Raw genomic sequence first — 14,219 nt, forward strand, 5'->3', positions numbered from 1 at the left:
ACGCAGGTCAGGGCATATGACAACGGTGTTCAGTGCCGCGTTGCCGGGTACCCCCCGCCCGTAGTTGACTGGGCTGCCGGACCAGGCGTCGGATGATCTCAGGAGGGCGGCTTCGCATGGGGGCTGGGCACGACCACGGGCACACGCACGGGCCGCCCGCCGGGACGGCGACGGCCGCCTACCGGGGCACCCTGCGGATAGCTCTCGGCATCACGCTGACCGTGATGGTCGTCGAGATCGTCGGCGGGGTGCTCGCGGACTCCCTGGCACTGATCGCGGACGCCGCGCACATGGCGACCGACGCGCTGGGCCTGGGCATGGCCCTGCTGGCCGTCCACTTCGCGGCGCGGCCGGCGAGCGCCAACCGCACCTTCGGGTTCGCCCGCGCGGAGATCCTCGCCGCGCTCGCCAACTGCCTGCTGCTGCTCGGGGTCGGCGGGTACGTGCTGTACGAGGCGGTGCAACGGTTCTTCACGCCGGCCGGCACCGAGGGCGGGCTGATGATCGTGTTCGGCGCGATCGGCCTGGTGGCGAACATGATCTCGCTGAGCCTGCTGATGCGCGGGCAGCGGGAGAGCCTGAATGTGCGGGGGGCTTTCCTGGAGGTGGCGGCGGACGCCCTGGGTTCGGTCGCGGTGATGGTCTCGGCGCTGATCATCATGACCACCGGCTGGCAGGCCGCCGACCCGATCGCCTCCCTGGTCATCGGCCTGATGATCGTGCCGCGCACCGTACGGCTGCTGCGCGAGACGCTGGACGTGCTGCTGGAGGCGGCGCCGAAGGACGTGGACATGGAGGAGGTGCGGTCGCACATCCTGGACCTGGACGGGGTGGAGGACGTGCACGATCTGCACGCCTGGACGATCACCTCCGGGATGCCGGTGCTCTCCGCGCACGTCGTGGTGCGCTCGGACGTGCTGAGCGCGATCGGCCACGAGAAGATGCTGCACGAGTTGCAGGGGTGTCTGGGCGATCACTTCGACGTGGAGCACTGCACCTTCCAGCTGGAGCCGGGCGGCCACGCGGAGCACGAGGCGCGGCTCTGCTTCTAGGGAGCTCCGGTGCACCGCCCCGCGGGGCGGTGCACCGTCCGCCGCGCCGGGCAAGATCACACACCGGGCCCCCTTCCGTTGCCGTGTAGCGCCGGAAGTGCCGTGTGCGTGCGGCAGACTGGGGTCGCCAGGACCGATGCTAAGGATGGGTATGCCGATCACACCTGCCGCCGCGACGCACACCTCGTCGAACGGCACCGCGGACGCGATTTTGCTGGAACTGGTCGACGAGGACGGCGTGACGATCGGGACCGCCGAGAAGCTCACCGCCCATCAGCCGCCGGGGCAGCTGCACCGGGCCTTCTCGGTGTTCCTCTTCGACGAGCGGGGCCGGCTGCTGCTGCAGCAGCGGGCGCTGGGCAAGTACCACTCCCCCGGCGTGTGGTCCAACACCTGCTGCGGTCACCCGTACCCGGGCGAGGCCCCGTTCGCCGCGGCCGCCCGGCGGACCTTCGAGGAGCTGGGTGCCTCCCCGGCCCTGCTGGCCGAAGCGGGCACGGTGCGCTACAACCACCCGGACCCGGACTCGGGCCTAGTGGAGCAGGAGTACAACCACCTCTTCGTCGGGCTGGTGCGCACCCCGCTGCGGCCGGACCCGGAGGAGGTCGGCGGGACGGCCTTCGTGACGGCCGCCGAGCTGGCGGAGCGGCACGCGAAGGACCCCTTCTCCTCCTGGTTCATGACCGTGCTGGACGCGGCCCGGCCCGCGATCCGGGAACTGACGGGGGACACCGCGGGCTGGTGAGCCCGGTCAGGGGACCCGGGCGGGGACCAGCGGCAGGGCGGCCCAGATGACCTTCCCGCCGCTCGCCGTGTGCTCGACGTCGCACACCCCGCCCGCCTCCCGGGTGATCTCACGCACCAGGAGCAGTCCCCGGCCGCCGGTCGCGCTGTGCGGGTTCTCCAGGGCGGTGGGCCGGTAGGGGTGGTTGTCCTCGACCGAGACCCGCACCCACTCGGCCCCGACGGCCACCTCCACCGCCAGCGTCGGCGACAGCAGCGCCGCGTGCCTGACGGCGTTGGTCACCAGCTCCGAGACGATGAGCAGCAGCCCCTGTTCCACGTCGTCCGTGGTGGGGACGCCCTGCCGGCGCAGCAGGTCCCGCACGGCGTGCCGGGCCTGCGGGACCGAGGCCTCCACAGCGGGGGCGGTGAACCGCCAGACGCCCTCGTAGGGCAGGGTCGGCGGCGCCGGTACCGCGAGGGGGTCGTGCGGTGTCTCCGCGCCGCCGTCTGGGCGTGGGCCGGGCCCGCGCCCGTGATCGTCCATGGTCCGGTCGCCACCCTTGCGCTCGATTGTCGCCACGCGTCGAGTGTTGGCACCGGGGCGCGCGACACCACCTGACTGAACACAAGTCAGCGCCTTTCGGCCGCTTCCGACCGTCCGCGCGTGTTCCCGGCGAAGACACGACCACCGCTGTCCGGGTCGGGCCGACTTCACGACCTATTCGGGGCGTACGGGTTTGACGGCCCCCTCGTCCGCTTCGTCCCCGGCACCCGCGGGCCGGCCGTCATCGGAGCCCCCGCCGCGCTCGGTCTCCCCGCCGCTCTCGGTGTCCCCGCCGGTGAGCCGCTCCGAGACCATGCCGACGATCCGCCGGCCCCCGTAGCCGGTGGCGAGCAGGCCGAGGCCGTCGAAGAGCAGGGCCAGGGAGAAGAAGGTGCCGATGACGTACTGGCTGCTGCTGGGCCAGTTGCCCAGCACCAGGATGCCGAGGAGCAGGTCGAAGGCGCCCAGCAGCAGCGTCCAGCCGAACTGCGGTCCGCGCACCACCAGGCTGCCCACCAGCCGGAACAGACCGGCGGTGAGGAACAGCAGGGCGGCGAACATGGTGAGGGCGGCGGCGCTCTCGTCGGGCTTACGGATGACCACGACACCCGCGGCGATGTTCAGCGCGGCCACGATGACGCCGAGCCAGAAGAAGTTGGTGCCGCGCGCCTGGACCGCGTGCAGCAGGCCGACCGCACCGCCGATCAGCAGCAGCCAGCCGAACAGGAGCATCGAGGTGAGCGTGGCGACGCCGGTGTAGACGAGGCCGACGAGTCCCGCGACGACCAGGATCACCCCGAGCGCGGCGAGCCAGCCGAATCCTCGCCTGAGCTTCGCCGTCTCCTGCTGGGGTCCGGTGGACGTGGTCATGGCGGCGCCTCCTCGATCCTCACCCTCCGTCCCCCAGTCCCCTCATCCCGAGTGATGTAACGCTCATCGGTGCGACCGCCGTGATCACCGGGCGGGCGCGGCGGCTAGCATCCGGCCCATGGAGCCCCAGCTGCTGCACGACGTGACCGGTCCGGTCGCCACGGTCGTCATCCACCACCCGGCCAAGCGCAACGCCATGACGGCCGCGATGTGGGCCGCGCTCCCACCGCTGCTGGACGCGCTGGCCGCCGATCCGGCCGTCCGGGTGCTGGTGCTGACCGGGGAGGGCGGCACGTTCTGCGCGGGCGCCGACATCAGCACGCTGCGCGGCGGGCCGCAGGAGGCGCAGCGGCTGGCCGTCGCCGCCGAGGAGGCGCTGGCCGCCTTCCCCAAGCCGACGCTCGCGGCGGTCCGGGGGCACTGCGTGGGCGGCGGGGCCCAGCTGGCGGCCGCGTGCGACCTGCGGTTCGCCGAGGAGGGGGCGCTGTTCGGGGTGACTCCCGCCAGGCTCGGCATCGTCTACCCGGCGTCGGCCACCCGGCGGCTGGTGGCACTGGTGGGTCCGGCGACCGCCAAGTACCTGCTCTTCTCGGGCGAGTTGATCGACGCGCCGCGGGCACTGCGCACCGGGCTGGTCGACGAGACGCTGCCCGAGGAAGAGCTGGCCGGACGGGTGGCGGAGTTCGCCCGGATCCTCGCCTCGCGCTCGCAGCTGACGCAGGCGGCGGCCAAGGAGTTCGCGGACGGCCGGACCGACCGCGACGAGCACTGGGCCGAGCAGGCCCGCGGCAGCGGCGACACCGCCGAGGGGGTCGCCGCCTTCCTGGAACGCCGGGCTCCGCGCTTCGCCTGGACCGCGGGCCCCGCGTCCGCGGGCACTACATCAGGGTGAAGCGGCTGTCGGTGCGGAACTCCTCGACGAGGTGCGCGGGCGCCTTGTGCGGGGAGCCCGCGTCGTAGGGCGGTCGCGGGTCGTACTCGGTGAACAGCTGGACGGCGCGCGCGTGGTCGTCGCCGGCGATCCTGCCGACGAGGGCGAGCGCCATGTCGATGCCGGCGGAGACCCCGGCCGCGGTGACGTACTTGCCGTCGAACACGACCCGCTCGCCGGTGGGCTCGGCGTCGTACTGCCGCAGGAGGTCGGCGGCGAGCCAGTGGCAGGTGGCGCGCCGGCCGCCGAGCAGGCCGGCGGCGGCCAGCAGCAGCGAGCCGGAGCATACGGACGTCGTCCAAGTGGTGCCGGCGTCGGCAGCGCGCAGCCAGTCCAGCAGGGCCGGGTTCCCGGCCTGGGCGAAGGTGCCGGGCCCGCCGGCCACGACGACCACGTCCGGGCGCCGCACCTCGTGCAGGGCCCGGTCGGCGACGACGGAGAGGAACCCGGTGTCGGCGCGCACCGGTCCGGCCCGCTCGGCCACGAACTCGACGCGCGCGTCCGGCAGGCGGCTCAGCATCTCGTACGGCCCGACGACGTCGAGGGCGGTGAAGCGGTCGTAGACGACCATCGCGATGTGCATGGTGGGTCCCCGTTCGGTGGAGGGGTGAGGCCGTTCAGTGCAGGGGTGCGGTGCGGAACCGGCGGCGGTACTCCGCCGGGGAGGCGCCGAGCGTCCGGACGAACGCCCGGCGCATGGCCTCGGGCGTGCCGTAGCCGCTGGCGCGGGAGATCTCCTCGACGCCGCGGCCGGTGTCCGCCAGCAGGCGGCGGGCGTGTTCGACGCGGACCCGGTCGACGTAGCGGCCGGGCGTCATGCCGGTCTCGGCGTGGAAGGCGCGGGCGAAGTGGCGCGGCGACAGGCGGGCCCGGGCGGCCAGTGCCTCGACGCTCAGATCGCCGTCCGGGTGCTCGGTGATCCACTGCTGGACGTCGCGCAGCGGCTCGCGCCGGGCGGTCTGGGCGGCGAGCTGGGCGCTGAACTGGGCCTGGTTGCCCGGCCGGCGCAGGAAGACCACCAGGTGCCGGGCGACGTTCAGCGCGGTGTCGCGGCCCAGGTCCTCCTCCACCAGGGCGAGCGCCAGGTCGATGCCGGAGGTGACGCCGGCCGAGGTGGACACCCGCCCGTCGCGCACGAAGACGGGGTCGGGGTCGACCTCGACGGCCGGGTGGTCGCGGGCCAGCTTGTCGGCGTACGCCCAGTGGGTGGTGGCGCGGCGGCCGTCCAGCAGGCCGGCCCGGGCGAGCAGGATCGCCCCGGTGCACACCGAGACCAGCCGCGCGGCCCGCGGCCCGTGTCCGCGCAGCCACTCCACCACGCGCGGGTCGGGCCTGCGGGTCCCCGCGCCGCCCGGGACGACCAGCGTGTGCGGGTCGGCCGCGTCGGCGAGGGACTGCTCGGGTACGAGCGTCAGCCCGCTGGACGTGCGCACGGGAGCCCCGTCCGGGGAGGCCGTGCGCAGCCGGTAGCTGCCCGGGGTGTGCGCCTCGGCCCCCGCGAACACCTCCAGGGGCCCGGTGACGTCGAGGCTCTGCACCCCGTCGAAGAGGACGAGAAGAACGGTCAGCCGCGCCATGGCCACGATTCTTCGGCGCCGGCCGCACGGCCGCAATGACGTACTCCCCACCTTTCCTGCCATGGCGCCGGTGTGTCCGGCGCGCCGCGAGGTACCCGCACCCACGTCATCGGACCGTCGAGGAAGGGATGTGCCATGCTCCGGGCGATCGCGGACGTGCTGCGGCAGATCGGGAGCGCGGTGGCGACCGTGGTGACCCTGCCGTTCCGCGCACTGAGCCGGCTGCTGGGCGGAGCGTCGGGCGGGGCGCGCCGGGGCCGGGCCTGACGTCGGCCGGGTCCGTGCCCCGGCCCCCGGATGTCGGTGTCACCTGCCACAATTGCCGCGCAACCTCAGTGGAGAAGGCGGTACGGGATCGTGACGACACCCGGGTCCAACGCAGTAGGGTCCATCGAAGGCAGGATCGCCGAGGAACTCGGCGTACGGGAGCGGCAGGTCAAGGCCGCCGTGGAGCTGCTGGACGGCGGCTCCACGGTGCCCTTCATCGCGCGTTACCGCAAGGAAGCGACCGAGATGCTCGACGACGCGCAGCTGCGCACGCTCGAGGAGCGGTTGCGCTATCTGCGGGAGCTGGAGGAGCGGCGGACCGCGATCCTGGAGTCGGTGCGCGAGCAGGGCAAGCTCACCGAGGAGCTGGCGGCGCGGATCCGGGGCGCCGAGACCAAGGCGCGGCTGGAGGACATCTACCTGCCGTACAAGCCGAAGCGGCGCACCAAGGCGCAGATCGCGCGGGAGGCGGGGCTGGAGCCGCTGGCGGAGGGGCTGCTCGGGGACCCGACCGTGGAGCCGTCCGCGGCGGCCGCCGCCTTCGTCGACGCGGACAAGGGGGTCGCCGACCCGCAGGCCGCTCTGGACGGCGCGCGGGCGATCCTCACCGAGCGGTTCTCGGAGGACGCCGACCTGATCGGCGAGTTGCGCGAACGCATGTGGGTGCGTGGTCGGCTGGCCGCCAAGGTGCGCGAGGGCAAGGAGGAGGCGGGCGCCAAGTTCGCCGACTACTTCGACTTCGCCGAGCCGTTCACCGAGCTGCCCTCGCACCGGATCCTGGCGATGCTGCGCGGCGAGAAAGAGGAGGTCCTCGACCTCGTCCTGGAGCCCGAGGAGCCCACGGACGGGCCGTCGTCGTACGAGGGGATCGTCGCGGCCCGGTTCGGCATCGCCGACCGGGGCCGGCCGGGTGACAAGTGGCTGAGGGACACGGTCCGTTGGGCGTGGCGGACCCGGATCCTCGTCCACCTCGGCATCGACCTGCGGCTGCGGCTGCGCACGGCGGCCGAGGACGAGGCGGTGAACGTGTTCGCGGCCAACCTGCGCGACCTGCTGCTCGCCGCCCCGGCCGGGACCCGCGCGACGCTGGGCCTCGACCCCGGGTTCCGGACGGGTGTGAAGGTGGCCGTGGTCGACTCCACCGGCAAGGTGGTCGCCACGGACGTGATCCATCCCCACGTCCCGGCCAACAGGTGGGACGAGGCGATCGCCAAGCTGGCCCGCCTGGCCGAGGAGCACGCCGTCGAGCTGATCGCGATCGGCAACGGCACCGCGTCCCGCGAGACCGACAAGCTCGCCGGTGAACTGATCACGAAGCACCCCGGGCTGAAGCTGACCAAGGTGATGGTGTCCGAGGCGGGAGCGTCGGTGTACTCGGCTTCGGCGTTCGCCTCGCAGGAACTGCCGGACATGGACGTGTCGCTGCGCGGCGCGGTGTCCATCGCCCGGCGTCTGCAGGACCCGCTGGCCGAGCTGGTGAAGATCGACCCGAAGTCGATCGGTGTCGGCCAGTACCAGCACGACCTGTCCGAAGTGAAGCTGTCGCGTTCGCTGGACGCGGTGGTGGAGGACTGTGTGAACGGCGTCGGCGTGGACGTCAACACCGCCTCCGCGCCGCTGCTCGCGCGGGTCTCCGGCATCACCTCGGGACTGGCCGAGAACATCGTGGCCCACCGTGACGCGAACGGGCCGTTCAGGTCGCGCACCGAACTCAAGAAGGTCCCGCGGCTCGGTCCGAAGGCGTACGAGCAGTGCGCGGGCTTCCTGCGCATCCGCGGCGGCGCCGACCCGCTGGACGCGTCCAGCGTGCACCCCGAGGCGTACCCGGTGGTGCGGCGCATGGTGAAGACCGCCGGTCAGGAGGTCGCCTCCCTGATCGGGAACACGGGTGTGCTGCGCTCGCTGCGGCCGCAGGAGTTCGTGGACGAGACGTTCGGTCTGCCGACCGTCACCGACATCCTCAAGGAGCTGGAGAAGCCGGGGCGCGACCCGCGTCCGGCCTTCCGGACCGCCACCTTCAAGGAGGGCGTGGAGAAGATCTCCGACCTGTCCGCCGGGATGATCCTGGAGGGCGTGGTGACGAACGTGGCGGCCTTCGGGGCGTTCGTCGACGTCGGCGTCCACCAGGACGGGCTGGTGCACGTCTCGGCGTTGTCGAAGACGTTCGTGAAGGACCCGCGGGAGGTCGTCAAGCCCGGGGACATCGTCAAGGTGAAGGTCCTGGACGTGGACATCCCGCGCAAGCGGATCTCGCTGACGCTGCGGCTGGACGACGAGGCGGCCCCGCAGGGCGGTCGGGCCTCCGGCGGGGGCCGGCAGCAGCGGGGCGGCGGTGGCCGTCCGCCGCAGCAGCGGCAGGGGCGCGGCGGTGGCGGCGGCTCCCGCCAGGCACCGCCCCCGGCCAACAGCGCGATGGCGGACGCGCTGCGGCGGGCTGGGCTGGTGGACCCGAAGAAGGGCAGGGGTCAGGGCCACCGTCCGACGGGCTGACGGGCGGGCGGACTGACGGGCTGGCGGACTGGCGGACTGACGCGACGCCGCGGAGTGCCTCGGAAGGATCCGGGCCGGGTCACGGCGGCGGCACGGAGCTTCCCGGGCCGCCGTCGGGCCGGCGGGCCGTCGACCGTTGGGCCGAGTGCAGCAGGCGCGGCGGGCGGGACGGACGGGGCGGGGTGAAGCTGGACGCCCGTTCTCGCACCCCCGGAGTGACCGATGCCGACCCGACGTGCCCGCTTGCGTCCTCGTCCCGCCGCCGCGCTGGCGGCCTGTCTGGCCCTGGTGGCCGCCGCGCCCGCGGTGGCCGCCGGGCATCCCGAGCCACCGCACGGCGAGTCCGGGTTGCGGCAGCAGCTGGAGGAGCTGGTGCGGGCACCGGGCGGCCCGCCCGGGATCATCGCCGTGCTCGCGGACGGCAGGCACAGCCGGGTCGTGCGGGCCGGAGTGGCGGACCTGGAGACCGGCCGCGAGCCCCGGCCGGACGACCACATGCGCATCGCGAGCGCCGCCAAGGCGTTCAGCGGCGCGGTGGCGCTGTCCCTCGTCGACCTGGGCGACCTGGGCCTCGACGACACCCTGGGCGAGCGGCTCCCCCGGCTGCCGGACGCCTGGAGCGCGGTGACGCTGCGCCAGCTGCTCAACCACACCAGCGGACTGCCGGACTACTCGCGCAGCCCCGAGTTCGTGGCGATCCTGCGCGCCGACCCCCGGCACCGCTTCGACTCGCGCCGGCTGCTCGACTTCGTCGCGGGGCAGCCGCTGCTGTTCCCGCCGGGCAGCCGGTACCAGTACTCCAACTCAGACAACATCGCGGTCGCCCTGATGGCGGAGGCGGCCACCGGCGTCCGCTACGAGCGGCTCCTGGAGGAGCTGGTGTACCGCCCGCTGGGTCTGCGCAGCACCAGCCTGCCGCAGGGGTACCGGATGCCGAGGCCGTACCTCCACGGGTACGACGTGAGCCCGCCGCCGCCCCCGGAGGACGTCAGTGAGCTGATCGGCATGTCGGGTGTGTGGGCGTCCGGCGGCATCGTCTCCACGCCCGCCGACATGACCCGGTTCGTGCGCGGCTACGTCGGGGGCCGGCTGTACGGCCCCGACGTGGTGCGCGAGCAGCGCCGCTGGGTGCCGGGCGGGGCGTCCGAGCCGGCCGGGCCGGGACGCAACGACGCCGGGCTGGCGCTGTTCCGCTACACCACCCGGTGCGGGGTCGTGCTCGGGCACACCGGCAACACGGCCGGGTACACCCAGCTGATCGCCGCCACGCCGGACGGGCGCCGGTCGCTGACCTTCTCGGCCACCAGCCAGATCAACCAGGCCATGACCCCGGAACTCCTGCAACGGATGCGCGCCGTGCAGGAGAACTTCGTGTGCGCGCTGCTGAAGGGGAAGTCCTAGCGTTCGGTCACCTTGCCGCCGGCCACCTCCAGGCGGCGGGTGACGTGGACGGCGTCCAGCATGCGGCGGTCGTGGGTGACCAGGAGGAGGGTGCCGTCGTAGGAGTCCAGGGCGGACTCCAGCTGTTCGATGGCGGGGAGGTCGAGGTGGTTGGTCGGCTCGTCGAGGACGAGGAGGTTGACGCCCCGGCCCTGGAGGAGGGCGAGGGCGGCGCGGGTGCGCTCACCCGGTGAGAGGGTGTCCGCCGGACGCAGCACGTGCTCCGCCTTCAGGCCGAACTTGGCCAGCAGGGTGCGGACCTCCGCGGGCTCGGTGTCGGGGACGGCCGCGCGGAAGGCGTCGAGCAGGGTCTCGGGCCCGTGGAACAGCTTGCGGGCCTGGTCGACCTCGCCGACCAGCACGCCGGAGCCGAGCGAGGCCTGCCCCGCGTCCAGGGGGACGCGGCCCAGGAGGGCGGCCAGCAAGGTGGACTTGCCGGCGCCGTTGGCGCCGGTCACCGCGACCCGGTCCGCCCAGTCGACCTGCAGCGACACCGGGCCGAAGTGGAAGTCGCCGCGCCGCACCTCGGCGTCCCGGAGGGTTGCCACGACCGCACCGGAGCGCGGGGCGGCCGCGATCTCCATCCGCAGTTCCCACTCCTTGCGGGGCTCCTCCACCACGTCCAGACGCTCGATCATGCGCTGGGTCTGCCGCGCCTTGGCGGCCTGCTTCTCACTGGCCTCGCTGCGGAACTTGCGGCCGATCTTGTCGTTGTCGGAGCCGGCCTTGCGGCGGGCGTTCTTGACGCCCTTGTCCATCCAGGAACGCTGCGTCTGCGCCCGGTCCTGCAGGGCGGCCCGCTTGTCGGCGTACTCCTCGTACTCCTCTCGGGCGTGCCGCCGGGCGACGTCGCGCTCCTCCAGGTAGCCCGCGTAGCCGCCGCCGTAGAGGTTGATCTGCCGCTGGGCGAGATCGAGTTCGAGGACCTTGGTGACCGTGCGGGTGAGGAACTCGCGGTCGTGGCTGACGACGACGGTGCCGGCGCGCAGGCCGGCCACGAAGTGCTCCAGCCGCTCCAGGCCGTCCAGGTCGAGGTCGTTGGTCGGCTCGTCGAGGAGGAAGACGTCGTAGCGGGAGAGCAGCAGGGAGGCGAGGCCCGCGCGGGCCGCCTGGCCGCCGGACAGGGCGGTCATCGGCTGGTCGAGCCCGACACCGAGGGCCAGGGAGTCGGCGACCTCCGCCGCCCGCTCGTCCAGGTCCGCGCCACCGAGGCCGAGCCAGCGCTCCAGGCTCATCGCGTACGCGTCGTCGGCGCCGGGCGCGCCGTCGACCAGGCCCTGCGTGGCCTCGTCCATCGCCCGCTGGGCCTCGGCGACGCCGGTGCGGCGGGCCAGGAACTCCCGTACGGTCTCGCCGGGCCTGCGCTCCGGCTCCTGCGGGAGGTGGCCCACGGTCGCGGTCGGCGGGGAGAGCCTGAGCTCGCCCTGCTCGGGGGCGCCGAGCCCGGCCAGCAGCCGCAGCAGGGTGGACTTGCCGGCGCCGTTGGCACCGACCAGCCCGATCACGTCGCCGGGGGCGACCACGAGGTCGAGCCCGGAGAAGAGCGAGCGGTCACCGTGCCCGGCGGCGAGGTTCTTGGCGACGAGAGTGGCAGTCATCAGGGCGCCGATCCTAATGCCCGCAGGCGGGGCACCGGCCCCGCAGGGGCACGCCCGGGTACCTGCCCCGCGGGGATGCGCCCGGATGCCCGCCCCGCAGGGGCACGCCCGAGTACCCGCCCCTCAGGGATACGCCCGGGTCCCGGCCGCCCGGTGGGGACAGGTGCCGGGCCGAAGGCCGTACGCGCGACCCGGTGACCGGACTTCCCGGCAGACGAACCGACGCGTGCGCGGACGAGCGGCCGGAGTGGCTGGATCAGGTCGTCGGGAGGATGGTGGCGAGGTCGGCCGAATGGTGCTCGTGTGACGGCGCAGGGGGTGGACATGATCTGAGCGACGCGGAGCCCCCCGGCTCCGTCCGGACCTCGTGCCCCTAGGACTTGGAGCATCAGTGCACCGCAGACTCATCGTGCCTGGCGCGTTCGCAGCGGCCACCGTCCTGCTGGCGATCCCGGCATCGGCCGCGAGCGGCACCCCCGGCGCTCCGGGTGTCGGCGACCCCTACTACCCGGCCTACGGCAACGGCGGATACGACGTCTCCCACTACGACCTGCGCCTGAAGTACCAGCCCGCGACGGACCGTCTGGAGGGGACGGCCACGATCCTGGCCCGGACCACCCAGGACCTGTCGCGGTTCGACCTGGACTTCCTGCTGGACGTCAGCGAGGTCCGCGTGAACGGCGCGAAGGCCGCCTTCACCACCTCCGGCGAGCACGAACTGGAGATCACCCCGAAGCGGCCGCTGGCCGCGGGCGCGCCGGTGACCGTCGTGGTGCGCTACAGCGGTGTGCCGTCGTCGAAGCGGGCGTACGGCTTCACCAGTTGGCACCGCACCCCGGACGGCGGGGTGGGAGCCAACGAACCCGAGGCCGCCTGGTGGTGGTTCCCCAGTAACGACCACCCGCTGGACAAGGCGACCTACGACGTGTCGGTGCTGGTGCCGGACGGCACCCAGGCCATCTCCAACGGCACGCTGCGCTCGACGAGTTCGCAGCGCGGCTGGACTCGCTTCAACTGGCGCTCCGACAAGCCGCAGGCGACCTATCTGGCCACGCTCGCGGTCGGCAGGTTCGACATCACGACCGGGACGTCCGAGAGCGGTGTCCCGGTCGTCAACGCGTACAGCAAGGACCTCGGTGACGACTACGGGGCCGCGCGGGCGAGCGTCGAGCGCACCGGGGAGATCGCCGACTGGCTGAGCGGCTACTTCGGTGCCTACCCGTACAACGCGCTCGGCGGCTACGTGCCGAACACCGACACCGGCTATGCGCTGGAGACGCAGACCCGGCCGTTCTACAGCCCGCGGCAGTTCGCGAACGGGTCGAACGTCTCCGTGGTGGTGCACGAGCTGGCCCACCAGTGGTACGGGGACCTGGTCTCGGTCGCCGGCTGGAAGGACATCTGGATCAACGAGGGTTTCGCACGGTACGCGCAGTGGCTGTGGTCCGAGCACGAGAACGAGGGCACGGCCCAGGAACTCGCCGACTACGTGTACGCCTCCCACCCGGCCGACGACCCGTTCTGGACCGTGGCCCCGGCGGACCCGGGCCCGGAGAACCAGTTCCACCGCGCGGTCTACGACCGGGGCGCGCTGGCGCTGCAGGCGCTGCGCGACGAGATCGGCGACGACGCCTTCTTCGCCATCCTCAAGGGCTGGCCGGCGCGGTACGCCTACGGCAACGCGTCGGTCGGTGACTTCGTCGCGTACGCGCAGCAGGTGTCGGGCCGGGACCTGGCGGCGCTGTTCGACACCTGGCTGTACCAGCCGTCGAAGCCGTCGGCCTCGGCCTCGGCGTCCGTGGCCCCGACCGCGCGGCTCGCCGGGTCGCGGGTGCGGGCGCTGCCGGTGAAGCCGAAGTCGTGGGAGAGGATCGCGGCCACGAACGGGGTGCACCAGCGGCACTGAGCCCGACGGCCGGGCCGGCCGGCCGAGACCGCCGACCGGCCGAGACCGTGGACCGGCCGGGGCGGTCGGAGGCCGCCCCACGTGTCACAGTTCCGGTGGTACAGCGATACTGCTGCACATGACGATCGAGACGGAGGAGCCGGCCCTCACGGTCGACGAGCTGGCCGCGCGGGCCGGGGTCACGGTGCGCACGGTCCGGTTCTACAGCACCAAGGGCCTGCTGCCGCCGCCGGTGATCGGTCCGCGCCGGGTGGGGCACTACGGCCCGGAGCATCTGGCGCGGCTGGCGCTGATCGAGGAGTTGCAGCGGCAGGGCATGACACTGGCGGCGATCGAGCGCCATCTGCGGCAGCTGCCGCCCGGTCTGAGCGCGCAGGAACTGGCCATCCACCGGGCGGTGGTGGCGTCCTGGGCGCCGGACACGGTGGAGACGCTCTCCCGCGAGGAGCTGCACCGCCGGGCCGGCCGGGAGCTGACCGACGCGGAGGTCCGGCGGCTGGCCGACCTGGACGTGGTGACCGTCCGGGACGGCGCCTACCGGGTGGACACGGGGCTGCTGCGGGTCGGCGTGGAGCTGCTCGACGTACCGCTCTCGCAGGAGGTCCTGCTGGCCGCGCGGGAGGCGCTGCTGGAGCACTCCCGCGCGGCGGCGCAGGCGCTGTCGCGGCTCCTGCGGGACGCCGTCGCCGAGCGCGCCGCGCGCGATGTGCGGTCGCTGTCGGCGCACATGCAGCCGCTGGTGGTGCAGGCCCTGCTGACCACGTTCCAGCGCTCCCTGCGGGAGGAACTGCGCCAGTGGCTGGCGCAGTGACCTCCGC

The 14,219-nt window shown here is 73.4% G+C and carries 13 protein-coding genes; 8 read left to right on the plus strand and 5 right to left on the minus strand.

Annotated elements, in window-relative coordinates; all coding sequences use genetic code 11:
- Positions 1–116 precede the first annotated feature (116 nt).
- Entirely contained in the window at positions 117–1,052 is a 936-nt protein-coding gene (locus AC3ET3_RS26325) for a cation diffusion facilitator family transporter (protein WP_432158477.1), read from the plus strand.
- Between the two features lie 151 nt (positions 1,053–1,203).
- Complete coding sequence (idi, locus tag AC3ET3_RS26330; protein ID WP_432138763.1) at positions 1,204–1,797, plus strand: isopentenyl-diphosphate Delta-isomerase; 594 nt, start codon at positions 1,204–1,206, stop codon at positions 1,795–1,797.
- Between the two features lie 6 nt (positions 1,798–1,803).
- Here idi and AC3ET3_RS26335 read toward each other — a convergent pair whose 3' ends face one another.
- Both AC3ET3_RS26335 and AC3ET3_RS26340 read right to left on the minus strand, forming a co-directional pair.
- Positions 1,804–2,322 (minus strand): ATP-binding protein, encoded by a 519-nt coding sequence (locus tag AC3ET3_RS26335; protein WP_432138810.1) that lies wholly within the window; start codon positions 2,320–2,322, stop codon positions 1,804–1,806.
- 174 nt (positions 2,323–2,496) lie between these two features.
- On the minus strand, positions 2,497–3,192 hold the full coding sequence (locus AC3ET3_RS26340; RefSeq protein WP_432158478.1) for an HdeD family acid-resistance protein: 696 nt from the start codon (positions 3,190–3,192) through the stop codon (positions 2,497–2,499).
- A gap of 118 nt (positions 3,193–3,310) precedes the next feature.
- Here AC3ET3_RS26340 and AC3ET3_RS26345 point away from each other — a divergent pair, with 118 nt between their 5' ends.
- A complete protein-coding gene (locus AC3ET3_RS26345; RefSeq protein WP_432138765.1) occupies positions 3,311–4,084 on the plus strand; it encodes an enoyl-CoA hydratase/isomerase family protein in 774 nt (257 codons plus the stop codon).
- On the opposite strand, the gene AC3ET3_RS26350 is transcribed toward AC3ET3_RS26345, so the two are convergent.
- Positions 4,071–4,706, minus strand: a complete 636-nt coding sequence (locus AC3ET3_RS26350) for a DJ-1/PfpI family protein (RefSeq protein WP_432158479.1) — start codon at positions 4,704–4,706, stop codon at positions 4,071–4,073. The two genes, AC3ET3_RS26345 and AC3ET3_RS26350, sit on opposite strands and share 14 nt — an antisense overlap.
- Positions 4,707–4,740: 34 nt before the next feature.
- Positions 4,741–5,700, minus strand: a complete 960-nt coding sequence (locus AC3ET3_RS26355) for a GlxA family transcriptional regulator (RefSeq protein WP_432138767.1) — start codon at positions 5,698–5,700, stop codon at positions 4,741–4,743.
- 135 nt (positions 5,701–5,835) lie between these two features.
- On the opposite strand from AC3ET3_RS26355, the gene AC3ET3_RS26360 reads away from it, so the two are divergent.
- The 3 genes from AC3ET3_RS26360 to AC3ET3_RS26370 all read left to right on the plus strand — a co-directional run bounded on the left by AC3ET3_RS26360 (position 5,836) and on the right by AC3ET3_RS26370 (position 9,858).
- On the plus strand, positions 5,836–5,967 hold the full coding sequence (locus tag AC3ET3_RS26360) for an LPFR motif small protein (protein ID WP_432138768.1): 132 nt from the start codon (positions 5,836–5,838) through the stop codon (positions 5,965–5,967).
- 90 nt (positions 5,968–6,057) lie between these two features.
- Positions 6,058–8,457, plus strand: coding sequence for a Tex family protein (locus tag AC3ET3_RS26365; protein WP_432138769.1), 2,400 nt, complete (start codon positions 6,058–6,060; stop codon positions 8,455–8,457).
- Between the two features lie 222 nt (positions 8,458–8,679).
- The gene (locus tag AC3ET3_RS26370; RefSeq protein ID WP_432138770.1) at positions 8,680–9,858 is read left to right on the plus strand and encodes a serine hydrolase domain-containing protein; all 1,179 of its coding nucleotides are present in this window, start codon (positions 8,680–8,682) and stop codon (positions 9,856–9,858) included.
- Here the strand turns inward: AC3ET3_RS26370 and AC3ET3_RS26375 are convergent.
- Positions 9,855–11,495, minus strand: coding sequence for an ABC-F family ATP-binding cassette domain-containing protein (locus tag AC3ET3_RS26375; RefSeq protein WP_432138771.1), 1,641 nt, complete (start codon positions 11,493–11,495; stop codon positions 9,855–9,857). The two genes, AC3ET3_RS26370 and AC3ET3_RS26375, sit on opposite strands and share 4 nt — an antisense overlap.
- Before the next feature lie 391 nt (positions 11,496–11,886).
- Between AC3ET3_RS26375 and AC3ET3_RS26380 the strand changes: the two genes are divergently transcribed.
- Both AC3ET3_RS26380 and AC3ET3_RS26385 read left to right on the plus strand, forming a co-directional pair.
- On the plus strand, positions 11,887–13,401 hold the full coding sequence (locus AC3ET3_RS26380; RefSeq protein ID WP_435613003.1) for a M1 family metallopeptidase: 1,515 nt from the start codon (positions 11,887–11,889) through the stop codon (positions 13,399–13,401).
- A 118-nt stretch (positions 13,402–13,519) separates the two neighbouring features.
- Positions 13,520–14,212 carry a MerR family transcriptional regulator gene (locus tag AC3ET3_RS26385; protein WP_432138773.1) on the plus strand — a complete coding sequence of 231 codons (693 nt, stop codon included), beginning with the start codon at positions 13,520–13,522 and terminating at the stop codon, positions 14,210–14,212.
- The last annotated feature ends 7 nt before the right edge of the window (positions 14,213–14,219 follow it).

This window comes from Streptomyces sp. bgisy159 (genome assembly GCF_057707805.1).